Origin of the sequence: Flavimobilis soli (assembly GCF_002564025.1) — a bacterium.
Classification (GTDB): Bacteria; Actinomycetota; Actinomycetes; order Actinomycetales; family Cellulomonadaceae; genus Flavimobilis; species Flavimobilis soli.
This window is the reverse complement of sequence record NZ_PDJH01000001.1, coordinates 2,254,655-2,269,932: the sequence shown is the minus strand read 5'-3', so window position 1 is coordinate 2,269,932 and position 15,278 is coordinate 2,254,655. Positions and strand designations below refer to the sequence as shown.

Below are 15,278 nucleotides of genomic sequence, written 5' to 3'. Positions count from 1 at the left end.
ACCACGGACCATGACGTCGGGGCAACCTGACGCCACCCGCCGGGGCGGGGCATCCCGCCCCGCCCCGGCACACCGAAATCTCCAGCACGAGGACGAGGACATGTCCACGCACAGCAACATTCTCGAGATGCGCGGTATCACGAAGACCTTCCCAGGCGTCAAGGCGCTCCAGGACGTCACCCTCACGGTGAAGCGCGGGGAGGTGCACGCGATCTGCGGCGAGAACGGCGCAGGCAAGTCGACGCTGATGAAGGTGCTCTCCGGCGTCTACCCCCACGGCTCCTACACGGGTGACATCTACTTCGAGGCCGAGCCCTGCGAGTTCCGCACGATCCGCGACTCCGAGGAGCGCGGCATCGTGATCATCCACCAGGAGCTCGCGCTCAGCCCGCACCTCTCGATCGCCGAGAACATCTTCCTCGGCAACGAGCGCGCCCGCGGCGGGGTGATCGACTGGACCCGCACGAACGCTGAGGCGGCTCAGCTCCTCGCCCGCGTCGGGCTCAGCGAGAGCCCCGACACCAAGATCAAGGACATCGGCGTCGGCAAGCAGCAGCTCGTCGAGATCGCCAAGGCCCTCTCCAAGCGCGTGAAGCTGCTCATCCTCGACGAGCCCACCGCGGCGCTCAACGACGAGGACAGCGCTCACCTGCTCGACCTGATGCGCTCCCTCAAGGGCCAGGGCATCACGTCGATCATCATCTCCCACAAGCTCAACGAGATCGCCGCAATCGCCGACTCCACGACGATCATCCGCGACGGTCAGACGATCGAGACGCTCGACATGCACGGCGCCGAGCCCGTCTCCGAGGACCGCATCATCCGCGGGATGGTCGGCCGGTCGCTCGACAACCGCTTCCCGGACCGCGTCTCGAACCCCGGCGCCGAGGTGCTGCGCATCGAGGACTGGACGGTCCACCACCCGATCGTCCACGACCGCATCGTCGTCGACAACGCCGCGCTGAGCGTGCGCGCAGGCGAGATCGTCGGCATCGCCGGCCTCATGGGCGCCGGCCGCACCGAGCTCGCGATGAGCATGTTCGGCCGCTCCTACGGCAGCAACTTCTCCGGCCGCATGTACAAGGACGGCGAGGAGATCCGCCCGCGCACGGTGCGCCAGGCGATCGACCACGGCATCGCGTACGTCTCCGAGGACCGCAAGCGCTACGGCCTGAACCTGATCGAGGACATCAAGCGGAACATCGCCGCCTCTGCTCTCGGCAAGATCTCCCGTGGCGGCGTCGTCGACGGCCGCGGGGAGGTCCGCCACGCGGAGCAGTTCCGCAAGGACCTCAACATCAAGACGCCGAGCGTGGACGCCCTGACCGGAAAGCTCTCCGGCGGCAACCAGCAGAAGGTCGTCCTCGCGAAGTGGATCTTCACGGACCCGGACGTCCTCATCCTCGATGAGCCGACGCGCGGTATCGACGTCGGCGCCAAGTACGAGATCTACCAGATCATGAATGCCCTCGCCGAAGCCGGCAAGGCCATCATCGTCATCTCCTCCGAGCTGCCCGAGCTGCTCGGAACCTGTGACCGCATCTACGCGATGAGCCAGGGCCGGATCACCGGTGAGCTGCCCCGCGAGGAAGCGACCCAGGAAAACCTCATGCGCTACATGACCAAGGAAAAGGAAGGGGCGGACGCGTGAACGCGCTGACGCAGAACCTCACCCGGAACCTCCGCGAGTACGGGATGATGGCGGCCCTCGTCGTCATCGTCGTCGTGTTCCAGGTGCTGACGGACGGCAAGATGCTGATCCCGAACAACATCGCGAGCCTCGTCCAGCAGAACGCTTACGTGTTCATCCTGACGATCGGCATGGTCATGGTCATCGTGGCCGGCCACATCGACCTCTCGGTCGGTTCGGTCGTGGCGTTCGTCGGCGGTCTCATCGGCTACCTGATGATCACCGAAGGTCTCCCCTGGCCTCTCGTCGTGGTCATCGCGGTCGCGATCGGCGCCCTGGTCGGCTGCTGGCAGGGCTTCTGGGTGGCCTACGTCGGGATCCCGGCATTCATCGTGACCCTCGCGGGCATGCTGATCTTCCGCGGTCTCGCGATCGTCATCGCGGGCACCACGATCTCGGGCTTCCCCGACGGGTTCAACCAGATCTCGAAGGGCTCGCTGCCCAACTTCCTCGGCTTCGCCGGCAACCTCGACGTCGTCACCGTCGTCATCGGTGCGCTCGCCATCGTCGGCCTCGTCGTCGCAGGCCTGCGCCAGCGTGCGACCCTCCACCGTGAGGGCCTGAGCACCGAGAGCCTCGTGGGCTTCGTCATCAAGACGGTCATCATCAGCGCCCTCATCGCGTACATCACGTACCTGCTCGCCAACTCGGCCGGCGGTACCCCGATCGTCCTCGTGATCGTCGGTGTCCTCGTCCTCGTCTACACGTTCGTCATGAACAAGACGGTCTTCGGCCGCCACATCTACGCGATCGGTGGCAACCTGCACGCCGCCGTCCTCTCGGGCGTCAACACCAAGCGCGTCAACTTCATGATCTTCGTGAACATGGGTCTCCTCGCCGGTATCGCCGGTGTCGTGACCACCGCCCGCGCCGGTGCCTCCGTCGCCTCGGCCGGTGTGAACTTCGAGCTCGACGCGATCGCTGCGGCCTTCATCGGTGGAACCGCCGTCACCGGCGGTATCGGCAAGGTCTCCGGCGCCATCATCGGTGCACTCATCATGGGTGTCCTGAACATGGGTCTGTCGATCATGGGCGTCGACGCTGCCTGGCAGCAGTCGATCAAGGGCCTCGTGCTCCTCGCGGCCGTCGCCTTCGACATCCTCAACAAGCGCAAGTCGGGCGGCCACTGACCGTCGTCCCTCCTCCACAGGGCGAAGGCCTCCAGCACCTCACGGTGCTGGAGGCCTTCGGCTTTCCGTGCGAGGCTGTGACCCACCGCTGCCCCTCGCGTCCGGAGCCCTGATGACCACGTCCACGCCGTCCGCCCTGTTCGTCTGCGTCCACAACGCAGGTCGCTCCCAGATGGCCGCAGGTCTCCTCCGGCACCTGTCGGGCGGGGCGGTCGAGGTCCGCTCCGCCGGCTCGATGCCCGCGTCCCAGATCAACCCCGTCGCCGTCGAGGCGATGCTCGAGATCGGCATCGACATCCGCGACGAGCAGCCCAAGGTGCTGACCACGGAGGCCGTGCGGGCCTCCGACGTCGTCGTCACGATGGGCTGTGGCGACGCGTGCCCGGTCTTCCCCGGCAAGCGCTACGAGGACTGGGCCCTGGCCGACCCTGCGGGCCAAGGCCTCGAGCCGGTGCGGGTGATCCGTGACGAGATCCGCGCCCGGGTCCTCTCGCTCCTGGCAGAGCTCGGCGTCGATCCGGTCACGGACTGAGAGTCCGGCGTCAGGCGGGGCAGCAGGGCGGCGCGACGCTCGGCGCGCGCCGGGGCACCGGCACCCGCAGGCGCTCGACGACGTCACGAGCCCGTCCCGGTCGCTGGCGCTCGGAACGACCGGGGAAGTCGCGCACCGCGCGCAGGCGCTCGGCGTCGCGGGCAAGCTGGCTCTCGCCCTGGACGTACGCCATCAGGTGGAGGTCGCCGTTCATCGCTCCTCCTCGACAGCGGGCTTGCGGGCGCGGACGACTGCGCCGTGCATGCCGTCAGCGACCTCGTGCGTGAGCTCGACCGCGGCGTCGACGAACCCTGCGGCGACGAGACCCTCGAGGTACTCACCTCGGGAGAGAGCGCCGGCGATGCACCCGACGTACGAGCCGCGCTCGGCGCGCTGGTCCGGGCTCAGGTGGTCCTCCGCGACGACGTCGGAGATGCCGAGCCGTTCGCCGCGCCCGCCTTCGTAGCGTTGGCCCGGGCCAGCTCGAGCATCTCGTCGGTCATGTCGACGCCGTAGGCGAAGCCGGTCTCGCCGACGCGGCGCGCGGAGAGCAGGACGTCGACGCCACCCCCCGAACCGAGGTCGAGCGCACGCTCGCCCTCCCGGAGCTCTGCGACCAGCAGCGGGTTGCCGCAGCCGAGCGATGCCGCGAGCGCCTCGGCTGGGACGTCGGCAGCGTCCTCGGACCGGTAGAGCGCAGCCCCGAATCGTTCGTCGACTCCGACGCCGGCTTCGTCACCCGCGAGAAGCGCGGCGTCTGGGTCTACTACACGCTCGTGCCGAGCACGGTCCGCGAGCTCGGCGCGCACCTGAGCGAGCACCTGCTCACCAAGGTCGCCGCATGACCGCGGTCGACACGAGCATCGCCCTCGCCCCGATGCGCGCCGAGCACGCGAACGCCGTCCTCGCGATCTACGCCGCAGGCATCGCGAGCGGCACCGCGACCTTCGAGTCGAGCGCGCCCACGTGGGACCAGTTCGACGCGACCCACCTCGCCGACCACCGCTTCGTCGCCCTCGACGGTGACGACGTCGTCGGGTGGGTCGCCGTCTCCCCCGTCTCGGGGCGCTGCGTCTACGCGGGCGTCGTCGAGAGCTCGCTCTACGTCGCCCCGCACGCGCAGGGACGTGGCGTCGGGCGCGCGCTCACCGAGCGCCTGATCGGGTCGGCGCGCGACGGCGGCGTGTGGACGATCCAGTGCGGCATCTTCCCGCAGAACACCGCGAGCCTCGCGCTCCACGAACGTATGGGCTTCCGCGTCGTCGGGACGCGCGAACGCTTCGGACGGATGACGCACGGCCCGCTGGCCGGGCAGTGGCTCGACGTCGTGCTGCTCGAGAAGCGGCTCTAGCCGCGCCTCCGCCGCGAGCCCTCGTCGGCGGCGGCACGGCGCCCTCCCTGCTGCGGGCGCGGCCGCAGCGGCGCCCGGCCCCCCGACCCGCACAGACGACCGCGGCGCACCCTCGTGCGAGGGTGCGCCGCGGCGTCGGCTCCAGGAAGGCTCAGGCGAGCGGCTTCACCAGCGGGAACATGATCGTCTCGCGGATGCCGAGGCCCGTGAGCGCCATGAGCAGCCGGTCGAGGCCCATGCCCATGCCGCCGCTCGGCGGCATCGCGAACTCCATCGCGGCGAGGAAGTCCTCGTCGAGGACCATCGCCTCGTCGTCGCCCGCCGCAGCGAGCAGCGCCTGCGCCTCGAAGCGCTGGCGCTGGATGACCGGGTCGACGAGCTCCGAGTACGCGGTCGCAAGCTCGAAGCCGCGGACGTACAGGTCCCACTTCTCCACGAGGCCCTTCTTGGACCGGTGGTCGCGCGTGAGCGGGCTCGTCTCGACCGGGAAGTCGCGGACGAACGTCGGCGCGTACAGGTGGTCGCCGACGTGGAACTCCCACAGCTCCTCGACGAGCTTGCCGTGGTTCTGACGCTTCGGGTCGATCTTCAGGTCGAACTTCTCGACGAGCGCGAGCAGCTCCGCGTCTGGCGTGTCGTGCGTGATCTCGGTGCCGAGCTTCTCGGAGAGCGACTCGTACATCGTGATCTCGGCCCAGTCGCCGCCGAGCTCGTACTGCTCGCCGTCAGGCAGCGTGACGAGGGTCGTGCCGAGGACGTCCATCGCGGCCGTCTGCACGAGGTCCTTCGTGAGCGCCGCCATCGTGTCGTAGTCGCCGTAGGCCTCGTACGCCTCGAGCATCGTGAACTCGGGCGAGTGCGTCGAGTCCGCGCCCTCGTTGCGGAAGTTGCGGTTGATCTCGAAGACCTTCTCGACGCCGCCGACGACCGCGCGCTTGAGGAACAGCTCGGGCGCGATACGCAGGAACAGCTCCATGTCGAACGCGTTCATGTGTGTCGCGAACGGACGAGCCGCGGCGCCACCGTGGATCGTCTGCAGCATCGGCGTCTCGATCTCGAGGAAGTCGCGCCGGTGGAAGTTCTCGCGCAGCGAGCGCACGACGCCGGCACGCAGCCGCACCGTGTCGCGCGCGGCGGGGCGGGCGATGAGGTCGACGTAGCGCTGGCGGACGCGCGCCTCCTCGGAGAGCTCGGCGGTCGTGCCGTCCTCACGCTCGTACATGTTGGGCAGCGGGCGCAGCGACTTCGCCGCGAGCGTCCACGAGTCCGCGAATACCGAGAGCTCGCCGCGGCGCGAGGCACCGACGCGGCCGTGCACGAAGAGGTGGTCGCCCAGGTCGACGTCGGACTTGAACGCCGCGAGGCGCTCCTCGCCGACCGCGGCGAGGGAGAGCATCGCCTGGATGCGCACGCCGGCGCCGTCCTGCAGCGTGACGAAGCAGAGCTTGCCGGTGTTCCGCAGGAACACCACGCGGCCCGCGACGCCGACGACGTCGTCCGTCTCGACGCCCGCCTCGAGGTCGCCGTACTTCTCGCGCACCGACGCGATCGAGTGCGTCACGGGGACGCCGACCGGGTAGGCCTCCTGGCCGCTCGCGAGGAGACGCTCACGCTTCTCCTTGCGCACCCGGATCTGCTCGGGGGTGTCGTCCGCCGGGGCGGCCGCGGGGTCCTGGGGCGTGGGCGCAGCGGTCTGCGCGGAGTCAGCGGGAGTCACGCCCCCAATCCTACCGAGCGCTGCAGCATGAGCGACGCCGGGCTCCCGGCACCGGGCCGGCGAGCCCGGGTCCAGCCGGGCCGCCCGGCACCGCCCGTCCCACCCGCCACCGGCCCGGCCCGACCCGGCCCAGCCCGACCCGGCCCGACCCGGCCCGACCCAGGGAGATGAGTCCGTCGGTTCCAGCACGAGTCCGTCAACTGCAAGCGACGTAGTGACGCCGGAGCTGACGGACTCACGGGCCGGGCGTGGTGGCGGAGTTGCCGCCGGGAGACCGACGGAGCCGCGGCCGGGCGGAGCGACGGAGTCGCGGCCGGGCGTGGTGGCGGAGTCGCGGTCGGGCGGAGCGACGGGGTCGCGGCCGCCTGGAATGACGGGCTCGCGGTGGGAGGCCTGCTACTGGAGGTCGAGTGCGAGGTCGAGGATCGGCGCGGAGTGGGTGAGGGCGCCGACCGACATGTAGTCGACCCCCGTCGCGGCGACCGCGGCGGCGCGGTCGAGCGTGAGGTTGCCCGTCGCCTCGAGCTCGACGCGCCCGTGCGCCGGCTCGAGCGCCCGCACCGCGCGGACGGTCGCTGCGAGGACGTCGTCGGGCATGTTGTCGAGGAGGAGGAAGTCCGCTCCCGCCTCGACGGCCTCGACGGCCTGCTCGAGCAGGTCCGCCTCGACCTGGACGAGCACGTCGGGGAACGCAGCGCGCACGCGCTCGATCGCGGCCGACACGGAGCCCGCCGCGACCACGTGGTTGTCCTTGATCATCGCGACGTCGAACAAGCCCATGCGCTTGTTCGTCCCGCCGCCGCAGCGCACCGCGTACTTGTCGAGCTCGCGCAGACCCGGCGTCGTCTTGCGGGTGTCGAGGACGGTCGCACACGTGCCGTCCGGGCGCGGAGCTGCGTCGAGGACGTCGGCCCACGCGCGCGTCGCCGTCGCGACGCCCGACGCGCGCGACGCGAGGTTGAGCATCGTCCGCTCCCCCACGAGCAGCGCCTGCACCGGGCCGCGCAGCCGCGCGAGGACGTCGCCGCGGCGCACCCGGGCACCGTCGGGCACGTCGAGGCTCACCTCGACGGGAGCGAGACCGAAGCGCGCGCACACCTGCGCCAGAACCTCCGGCACGACGACGAGGCCGGCGACCGTGCCGTCCTCGCGCGCCACGAGGTGCGCCTCACGCACGACGTCGGGGCCGATCGTCGCCAGCGTCGTCACGTCGCGGCCCGGCGCCGGGCCGAGGTCCTCGTCGAGCGCGATCGCGACGGTGCGTGCGATCCAGGCAAGGTCGAGCGGGCGCTCGACGACGGCCGACGGCGATGCAGAGGCAGGCTGGTGCGCGGGAGTCTGGGTCACGGGCCCACGCTACCGGGGCGCAGGCCGCCTCCGCGGGCACCGCTCAGTAGTCCGGCGCTGCCGGGAGCCCGAACATCGTCTCGAGCGACGTCGCGCCCGACTCGTACGCGAGACGCGCCATCTCGACGCCGACGTACCTCAGGTGCCACGGCTCGGCGTCGTACCCCGTGACCTCCTCGGCGCCCTTCTGGTACCGCACGACCCAACCGTGCTCGTGCGCGTGCTCCGCGAGCCAGCGCGCCTGCGGCGTCTTGCCGAAGCAGCCCATCGTGCCGCACGCACCCGTCGCTGCGACGACGTCGACCGCGAGGCCCGTCTGGTGCTCGGAGTGGCCGGGACGGGCCGACCGCGCCGTCGCGCGCTCCTCGCCGAGCTGGTCGACCCACCCCTGGAACGTCCGCGCCTGCTCGTCGTACGAGCGGTAGGCGCTGTGGACCCCGATCGGCACGTCCGCCTTGGCGGCCGCCTCCCTCAGGTCCGCGAGGGCCTCGGCCGCCTCGGCGCGCAGCCGCACCTGGCTGCCTGAGACCGGGACGAGGTCCGACGGCTCGAAGTCCTCCGGGGCCAGTGGGCGCTGCTTGTTGACGACCACCGTGAGGCTGTCGGGGGAGCTCACGTCCGCGGTCGCGGCGGCGAGCCAGGCGGCGAGGGTCTTCGCCCCGGCCTTGGCGCCGTCGGGGGTTCCGGGCGGGGGCTCGGCTGTCGCTCCGGTCGCCCCTGCGAACAGAGCCTGCGCCCCGGCTTCGTCGTCCGTGTCGGCGTCCTCGCTGCCCGCGCCGCCGCTGCCCGTGCCGCGCCCGCCGGCGCCGGGCTCCCCCGCCGCTGCCAGGCTGCCGGACGCCGCGTCGAGGCTCCCGCTCCCCTGCGGGGCAGGTGCCACGGGCTCACCGCGCCGCTCGACCGTCACGACGAGGCCGAGCTGCTCGGCGACGAGATACGACACTGCGGCGCTCGCCCCCACGACGAGGAGGGCGATCAGGAGGCGGAGCACGCGCAGGCGCACGTCCGAGCGCCGCGGTGCGCCGCCTCCGGGGCGCCGCACCGCGTCCGGTCTGCTGGCACCCGTGCTGGGCGCCGGCGTCGGGCCGCTCCGGCTGCGTGCCATCTCATCAGTATGTCCGGAATGTGGCACGGGCGCGACGACAAGCCTCCTCGGAGGCGCAGGTCACACACCCTGGCCGACGGCGTCAGCCCTCACGACGTCCCGGTGCTCGACGACGACACGTCCCTCCGTGTCGAGTCGCACCTCGACACGGACGCGCCACGCGTCGTCCTGCTCGGGGAAGTCCGTGCGGAAGTGGCCGCCGCGCGACTCCGTCCGCTCGAGCGCCGTCACCGCGAGCACGGTCGCGAGCTGGTGGAGGTTCGTCGTCTCCCACTCGGCGACCTGCGGGTGCGCGTCGACGACGCCCGCCGGACGCGGACCGCCGTCGATCGGCACGGCCCCGAGACGGTCGAGGGACTCCACGAGACCGTCGCGAGAGCGCACGACACCCGGCCCGAACGCCGCCGCCCGCTGGATGCGAGAGCGCATCGCCGCAGGCACGAGCGCGACCGGGCCCTCGTACTCGACCGGCTCGAGCGGGGCGAGGCGCCCCGAACGGAGCCCGTCCACGACGTCGGCGGCCGCGCGGTGCGCGAAGACGAGGCCCTCGAGGAGGGAGTTGGACGCGAGGCGGTTCGCGCCGTGCACGCCCGTGCACGCGACCTCGCCGACCGCGTACAGACCGGGCACGTTCGTGCGCCCGTGCAGGTCCGTGACGACGCCGCCCGAGTGGTAGTGCTGTGCCGGCGCGACGGGCACGAGGTCCGTCGTCCAGTCGATGCCGTGCTCCGCGAGGCGGTCCGTGATCGTCGGGAACCGCTCCCGCAGGAAGTCCGCGCCGAGGTGACGGGCATCGAGGAACACGTGGTTCGCGTCGGTCACCTTGAGGCGCTCGACGATCGCGTGCGCGACGACGTCGCGCGGGGCGAGCTCCGCCATCGGGTGCACGTCCGGCATGAAGCGCACGCCGTCGATGTCGACGAGCCACGCGCCCTCGCCGCGCACGGCCTCCGAGATGAGCGGGAGCTGGCCGCGCATGCCCGAGCCGAGCCACAGCACGGTCGGGTGGAACTGCACGAACTCGACGTCGCCCAGGACGGCGCCCGCGCGCAGGGCGAGCGCGTCGCCGTCGCCCGTGGCCTGCACCGGGTTCGTCGAGGAGCGGTAGACCTGGCCGATGCCACCGGTCGCGAGGACGACCGCAGGCGCGAGGACGGCGCCGACGCCGTCGCGCTGCCCCTCACCGATGACGTGCAAGGTCACCCCGGCGACCGCGCCGGGGACCTCGTTGCCGTCCGCGTCGCGCGTCGGCTCACCCTGGAGCAGGTCGAGGACGAGCGCGTGCTCGATCACGTCGATGCCCGGGTCCGACACGACCGCGTCGAGCTGCGCGAGCAGCGCCCGCGAGATCTCGGCACCCGTCGCGTCGCCGCCCGCGTGCGCGATGCGGTCCGCGTGGTGCCCGCCCTCACGGGTCAGCGCGATGTCGCCTCCCGGGGCGCGGTCGAAACGCGCGCCGAGCGCGACGAGCTCGCGCACCCGGTCCGGGCCCTCGGTCACGAGGACCTCGACCGCGGTGCGGTCGCACACCCCGACGCCCGCGACGAGGGTGTCCTCGAGGTGCGCCTGGGGAGAGTCCGTCGGGTCCAGAGCAGCCGCGATGCCGCCCTGCGCCCACACGGTCGAGCCCGACGACAGCTCCCCCTTCGTCACGAGCAGCACACGCCCGGACTCGCCGAGCCGCGAACGCAGCTCGAGCGCCGCCGTCAGCCCCGCGATGCCCGACCCCACGACCACCACGTCAGCGTGCGCCGTCCAGCCCGGCTGGGGCGCTTCGAGCCGGCGCGCGAGCACCGGCCCGGTCACGACAGGTCCGCCGGGGCGACCGGGTGCTGGAAGCCCGCGATCGGCAGGCCGGACGCCTCGAGGCCGTAGCCGTCGGGCACCTGGCCCGGCTCCTCGTTGACCTCGACGATGCGGTTGTCCGCGTCGACGAAGACGACGTGCGGCATGAAGGTGCGCGCGTCGGCGTCGTTCATCGACCCGTAGGCGATGAGGATGACGACGTCGCCCGGGTGGACGAGGTGCGCGGCGGCGCCGTTGATGCAGATCTGGCCAGAGCCGGGCTCGCCCGGGATGACGTACGTCGTCAGGCGGGAGCCGTTCGTGACGTCGACGACGTCGACCTGCTGGCCCGCGATCAGGTCGGCCGCCCGGAGCAGGTCGGCGTCGACCGTGATCGAGCCGACGTAGTGGAGGTCCGCCTGCGTGACGGTCGCCCGGTGGATCTTCGCGATCATCATCGGGCGCATCAGCGAGGCCGGAGGGGTGGTGTTCATCAGTGTCCTTCCACGGACGCGGCGAGTCAGGCCTGTGCAGGCCCGCGCAGGTCGACGGCCGTGTTGTCGATCAGTCGGGTGGTACCCACGCGAGCAGCCACGAGGAGACGCGCCGGGCCGGAGAAGTCCGAGGGCACCTCCTCCACGGTAGTCGCGTCGACGAGCGCGAGGTAGTCGGCGGAGATCCCGGCGTCGTCGAGCACCGCCTGGGCCGCGGCGCGGACCGCGTCCGCGCCCTGCGCGGCAACCGCGGAACCCGCGCGCAGCGCCGCGGACAGGGCGAGGGCCTGCGACCGCTCGTCGTCGGACAGGTACGCGTTGCGCGACGACAGGGCGAGCCCGTCCTCCTGCCGCACGATCGGGACGCCGAGGATCTCGACCGGCAGGTCGAGGTCGAGGACCATGCGTCGGACCGCGAGGAGCTGCTGCGCGTCCTTCTCGCCGAACACCGCGACGTCGGGCGCCGTGAGGTTGAGCAGCTTGAGGACGACCGTCAGCACGCCGTCGAAGTGGCCGGGACGGATCGCGCCCTCGAGCACCTCGCCGATCGAGCCGGCAGTCACGCGGACGATCGGCCCGGACGGGTACATCTCCTCGTCGCTCGGCGCGAAGACGACGTCGACCCGGCCCTTCGCGCCGGCCGACTCGAGCATGCGCACGTCCTTGTCGAGGTCGCGCGGGTACGCGTCGAAGTCCTCGCCCGGCCCGAACTGCAACGGGTTGACGAAGATCGTCACGACGACCTGGCCGTCGGGCCCGACGGCCTCGCGCGCCGCGCGGACGAGCGACAGGTGCCCGTCGTGCAGGGCGCCCATCGTCATGACGACGGCGCGGCGCGGCGCGGTCTCGTCGCCGACGTCGTCGAGGTCGAGGCCGGCGAGCTCCTCGGGCGCCCACAGCGCCTCGTCGAGCTCGGCGCGCGTGCGGGCGATGGTGGTCATGAGCGGTCCTCCGGTGGTGCTGGTTCGTTCAGGGCGTCGAGCAGCGCTCGCGCCTGGTCCGGGTCGATGCGCCCGACGCCGAGGGCGCGCTGCGTCGCGGCCCGGCTCAGGGCGCGGTAGCTCTCGACGACGTCGAGGGCGTCCTCGTCCGCTGCGAGGTCGGCGAGGACCTCGAGGTGCTCGCGGACCGTGCCGACGTCGCCGCGCGACACGGGTCCGGTGAGGGCGGCGATCGCGCCCGGGTCGCCCGCGCTCGGGGGCTGCGCCGCGTCGCCGACGTCGGCCGCACGCAGCGCGCTCTCGAGGCTCGCGTGGACGAGCGGTGCGAGCATGCGCCCCGGGTCCTCGACGCCCGCGACGCCGAGCGCCTGCGCGGCCTGCGCGAGCAGGACGACGAGGTGGTTGGACGCGTGCGCGAGGGCCGCGTGGTACAGCCCGCGCCGGCTCTCGTCGAGGACGACGGGCTCGCCGCCGAGCTCGACGACGAGCGCCTGCCCGATCGGCGCGACCATCGGCGCGGAGGTCACCGCGAACGCCGCGCCCTCGAGGCGCGCGAGGTCGAGCGACGTGCCCGTGAAGGCCATCGCGGGGTGGAGCGCAAGAGCGATCGCTCCGCCCGCTGCGGCAGGCGCGAGGACGTCGGTGCCGTAGCGGCCCGACGTGTGCACGACGATCTGCCCTGCCTGCCAGGCGCCGAGCGCTGCGAGGCCGGACACGAGGTCGGCGAGCGCGTCGTCGGGCACCGTGAGCAGGACGAGCTGGCTGCGCCGCACGACCTCGGGGACCTCGAGCACGGGCACTCCGGGCAGGAGCGCCTCGATCCGGTCGCGGGACGCCTCGGAGACGCCGGACGCGCCGACGACCGTGTGCCCGACCGAGCGGAGCGCGGAGCCGAGCACGGCGCCCACGCGGCCCGCCCCGACGATCCCGACCCCGAGCCGGCCGGGCCGCTGGGACTGCGTCACTGCGGTGCGCCCCCGTCCGAGTCAGGCGCTGCGGGCGGCGCAGCGTCGGGCGCTGCGGGCGACGCCGCGTCGAGCGCGGGCACCGCGATCTGGCGCATCCACTGCTCCGGTCCTGTGCCCAGGCGGGCGGTGCGGGCGCGGTCGTCCTGCTCGAGGAGCAGGCGTGCGGCGTCGGCGTCCGCGAGGTGCGGGACGGCCGGGACGACCGGGCCGGCCGAGACATGCAGGGCGAAGCTCGTGAGGCCGAGACGACGCTGCAGCGGCCCCTGCTGGAGGGCGAGCGACTGGGTGCGCTCGTGCGGCACGAGCACGACCGAGCGCGTGAACCGACCCGTGCGGATGACCAGGCCGCGGCCCGTGACGGCGTAACCGTTGCGGCGCCAGCTCCACGGGTCGAGCCACCGCGCCGCGCGCGGGCTCGTCACGAAGCGCTCGCTCGCGCCCGAGCCCGTGAACGCTTCCTCCAGGAGGCCGAGCGGGTCCTGGACGCCGAGGTCCGGCAGCACGAGCCACATCGCGTCGAGCGCCGCGCGGCGGTCACCGACCGGCAGCAGCAGGTTCGACGTCGTCTTGGCCGCCTCCGCGCCCCCGAAGTACCCGGCGATCGTCACGTCGACGCGCCACCAGTCCTTGCGCCGCCACAGCAGCGGCTGGCGCAGCCGCAGGGCCTGGACGCGGCCGGGCGGGATGGTCTGGGCACGCGTCTCGAGCAGGCCCGAGCGCAACCGGATGCCGTCCGGGGAGACGGCGGCCGTGAAGTTCGCCTCGCCGAAGAACCGCCCGGCGAGGTAGCTGCCGAAACCGAAGATCGCGGGGATGAACGAGAACAGCGCGCTCCACTGCCCGCTGATGACGACGACGACGCCGATGCCGATCAGCACGAGCACGAACATCGGGAGCGCCCACGTGCGCAGGATCGAGCCGATGAGCATGCCGAACGGCACGTCGAGGACGCTCTCCTCCGGTGCGACGGGGGCGGCCTCGCCCTCGACGAGCTCGACGCCCGCGGCGCGGGCGAGCAGCTCGGCGCGCAGCTCGTTCGCGTCGGACATCTTGAGGAAGCCGATCGCGACGGTCGAGTCCGCACCACCGGCGACCTCGATGCGCAGCTCGCCGAGCTGGAAGATGCGCGCGAGCACCGGCTGGACGACGTCGATCGCCTGGATGCGGTCGAGCCGCGCCTGGCGCTGCTGCCGGAACAGGACGCCCTTGTGCAGGTGCACGGCGTCGGGGCCGACGGCGTAGCGCATCATCCGCCACGCGATCGCGCAGTACGCGAAGACGACGAGCAGGATGGCCGCGACGACGAGCGCGACGATGCCGAAGCCGAGGTCCTGGACCGCCTCGCCGGCCTCGCCGAAGTTGTCGCCGATGTTGTTGGCGACGACGAACACCAGGGCGACGATCACGGCCCAGCCACGCACGACCGGCGTGACCGGGTGCATGCGCCGCCAGGACAGCCCGGCCTCGTTCTCCTGCAGGTCGGTCGCGGGCGGCGTCTCGGGTCCCGCCACGCTCACAGCCCCGCCAGCTGGGCCTCGCCGCGCGACGCGAGCCGGTCGCGCAGGCGAGCCGCCTCGGCGGGCTCGAGCCCGTCGATCGTGGCGTCGGTGCCCGGCGCGGCGGTGTGCAGCTGGACGGACGCGATGCCGAGGGCGCGCGCGAGCGGGCCCGCGGTCACGTCGACGTACTGCATGCGGCCGTACGGCACGACGACGAGCGAGCGGAACATGACGCCCTTGCGCAGCAGGAGGTCGTCCTCGCGCTCGACGTAGCCGATCGCGCGGACCTGCCGCCAGATGATGATGGCGACCCAGAGCCACACGAGGCCGACGGCACCGGCGCCGATCCACACCCACGGCGTCACGAGCACCGCGACGACCGCGGCGGCGATCGTCGGCAGGCCGAGGAAGATCGCGGCGATGATCTGGCGGGCGGTGACGAGGCGCAGGGAGACCCGCTGCCAGGCGATGCCGTCAGGGTCGAACGGGCTGGTCGAGATCGTGACGTGCTCGCTCGTGGGAGTCTGCTCCGTGGTCATGCGCCCATCCTCCCACCGTCGTGCCCGAGGTCCAGTCGTCGGCCCTGCGCAGCAGCCCGGGCGAGCGCGACGCCGCCCACCGCGCAGCTGGCAGCCCGAGCCACCGCCCCACCGTCTCGCCTTGCGACAGGTGCCACGAGCAACCGGGCGGCGCGCCGCCCTTTCGTCGGACGCGTCCGC

Annotated in this window: 15 protein-coding genes; 4 read left to right on the top strand and 11 right to left on the bottom strand. The window is 72.5% G+C overall.

What is annotated here, in order from left to right:
• The first annotated feature begins 100 nt into the window (after window positions 1-100).
• The 3 genes from mmsA (at window position 101) to ATL41_RS10275 (ending at window position 3,352) form a co-directional block, all read left to right on the top strand.
• A complete protein-coding gene (gene mmsA, locus ATL41_RS10285) occupies window positions 101-1,651 on the top strand; it encodes a multiple monosaccharide ABC transporter ATP-binding protein (protein WP_098458387.1) in 1,551 nt (516 codons plus the stop codon).
• Window positions 1,648-2,820, top strand: coding sequence for a multiple monosaccharide ABC transporter permease (gene mmsB, locus ATL41_RS10280; RefSeq protein ID WP_281253872.1), 1,173 nt, complete (start codon window positions 1,648-1,650; stop codon window positions 2,818-2,820). The genes mmsA and mmsB overlap by 4 nt, the downstream gene beginning before the upstream one ends.
• Window positions 2,821-2,932: 112 nt before the next feature.
• Window positions 2,933-3,352 carry an arsenate reductase ArsC gene (locus tag ATL41_RS10275; RefSeq protein WP_098458386.1) on the top strand — a complete coding sequence of 140 codons (420 nt, stop codon included), beginning with the start codon at window positions 2,933-2,935 and terminating at the stop codon, window positions 3,350-3,352.
• A 10-nt stretch (window positions 3,353-3,362) separates the two neighbouring features.
• Here ATL41_RS10275 and ATL41_RS10270 read toward each other — a convergent pair whose 3' ends face one another.
• Both ATL41_RS10270 and ATL41_RS10265 read right to left on the bottom strand, forming a co-directional pair.
• Window positions 3,363-3,566, bottom strand: a complete 204-nt coding sequence (locus ATL41_RS10270; protein ID WP_098458385.1) for a hypothetical protein — start codon at window positions 3,564-3,566, stop codon at window positions 3,363-3,365.
• A gap of 190 nt (window positions 3,567-3,756) precedes the next feature.
• Window positions 3,757-4,173 (bottom strand): methyltransferase domain-containing protein, encoded by a 417-nt coding sequence (locus ATL41_RS10265; protein ID WP_245854760.1) that lies wholly within the window; start codon window positions 4,171-4,173, stop codon window positions 3,757-3,759.
• A gap of 20 nt (window positions 4,174-4,193) precedes the next feature.
• Between ATL41_RS10265 and ATL41_RS10260 the strand changes: the two genes are divergently transcribed.
• A complete protein-coding gene (locus tag ATL41_RS10260; RefSeq protein ID WP_098458384.1) occupies window positions 4,194-4,703 on the top strand; it encodes a GNAT family N-acetyltransferase in 510 nt (169 codons plus the stop codon).
• Between the two features lie 151 nt (window positions 4,704-4,854).
• Here the strand turns inward: ATL41_RS10260 and lysS are convergent, their stop codons facing one another.
• The 9 genes from lysS to ATL41_RS10215 all read right to left on the bottom strand — a co-directional run bounded on the left by lysS (window position 4,855) and on the right by ATL41_RS10215 (window position 15,098).
• Window positions 4,855-6,420: a lysine--tRNA ligase gene (gene lysS, locus ATL41_RS10255; protein ID WP_098458383.1), complete on the bottom strand. Its 1,566-nt coding sequence runs from the start codon at window positions 6,418-6,420 to the stop codon at window positions 4,855-4,857.
• 396 nt (window positions 6,421-6,816) lie between these two features.
• Window positions 6,817-7,767 carry a carboxylating nicotinate-nucleotide diphosphorylase gene (gene nadC / locus ATL41_RS10250; protein WP_098458382.1) on the bottom strand — a complete coding sequence of 317 codons (951 nt, stop codon included), beginning with the start codon at window positions 7,765-7,767 and terminating at the stop codon, window positions 6,817-6,819.
• A gap of 43 nt (window positions 7,768-7,810) precedes the next feature.
• On the bottom strand, window positions 7,811-8,872 hold the full coding sequence (locus ATL41_RS10245; protein WP_098458381.1) for a M15 family metallopeptidase: 1,062 nt from the start codon (window positions 8,870-8,872) through the stop codon (window positions 7,811-7,813).
• Window positions 8,873-8,932: 60 nt separating this feature from the next.
• Complete coding sequence (locus ATL41_RS10240) at window positions 8,933-10,678, bottom strand: L-aspartate oxidase (protein WP_098458380.1); 1,746 nt, start codon at window positions 10,676-10,678, stop codon at window positions 8,933-8,935.
• Window positions 10,675-11,151, bottom strand: a complete 477-nt coding sequence (gene panD / locus ATL41_RS10235) for an aspartate 1-decarboxylase (protein WP_098458379.1) — start codon at window positions 11,149-11,151, stop codon at window positions 10,675-10,677. Before panD ends, ATL41_RS10240 begins: the two co-directional genes overlap by 4 nt.
• A gap of 26 nt (window positions 11,152-11,177) precedes the next feature.
• Complete coding sequence (panC, locus tag ATL41_RS10230; RefSeq protein WP_098458378.1) at window positions 11,178-12,092, bottom strand: pantoate--beta-alanine ligase; 915 nt, start codon at window positions 12,090-12,092, stop codon at window positions 11,178-11,180.
• Complete coding sequence (locus tag ATL41_RS10225; RefSeq protein ID WP_098458377.1) at window positions 12,089-13,057, bottom strand: Rossmann-like and DUF2520 domain-containing protein; 969 nt, start codon at window positions 13,055-13,057, stop codon at window positions 12,089-12,091. Before ATL41_RS10225 ends, panC begins: the two co-directional genes overlap by 4 nt.
• On the bottom strand, window positions 13,054-14,571 hold the full coding sequence (locus tag ATL41_RS10220; RefSeq protein WP_245854758.1) for a PH domain-containing protein: 1,518 nt from the start codon (window positions 14,569-14,571) through the stop codon (window positions 13,054-13,056). The genes ATL41_RS10225 and ATL41_RS10220 overlap by 4 nt, the downstream gene beginning before the upstream one ends.
• A gap of 2 nt (window positions 14,572-14,573) precedes the next feature.
• Window positions 14,574-15,098, bottom strand: coding sequence for a PH domain-containing protein (locus tag ATL41_RS10215; RefSeq protein ID WP_098458376.1), 525 nt, complete (start codon window positions 15,096-15,098; stop codon window positions 14,574-14,576).
• Window positions 15,099-15,278 lie beyond the last annotated feature (180 nt).

Bases quoted from the DNA above. Each gene is read 5' to 3' on its own strand.
- mmsA (WP_098458387.1), top strand. From the start codon at position 101: ATGTCCACGCACAGCAACATTCTCGAGATGCGCGGTATCACGAAGACC.
- ATL41_RS10270 (WP_098458385.1), bottom strand. From the start codon at position 3,566: ATGAACGGCGACCTCCACCTGATGGCGTACGTCCAGGGCGAGAGCCAG.
- ATL41_RS10245 (WP_098458381.1), bottom strand. From the start codon at position 8,872: ATGGCACGCAGCCGGAGCGGCCCGACGCCGGCGCCCAGCACGGGTGCC.
- panD (WP_098458379.1), bottom strand. From the start codon at position 11,151: ATGAACACCACCCCTCCGGCCTCGCTGATGCGCCCGATGATGATCGCG.
- ATL41_RS10215 (WP_098458376.1), bottom strand. From the start codon at position 15,098: ATGACCACGGAGCAGACTCCCACGAGCGAGCACGTCACGATCTCGACC.
- ATL41_RS10275 (WP_098458386.1), top strand. From the start codon at position 2,933: ATGACCACGTCCACGCCGTCCGCCCTGTTCGTCTGCGTCCACAACGCA.
- panC (WP_098458378.1), bottom strand. From the start codon at position 12,092: ATGACCACCATCGCCCGCACGCGCGCCGAGCTCGACGAGGCGCTGTGG.
- ATL41_RS10260 (WP_098458384.1), top strand. From the start codon at position 4,194: ATGACCGCGGTCGACACGAGCATCGCCCTCGCCCCGATGCGCGCCGAG.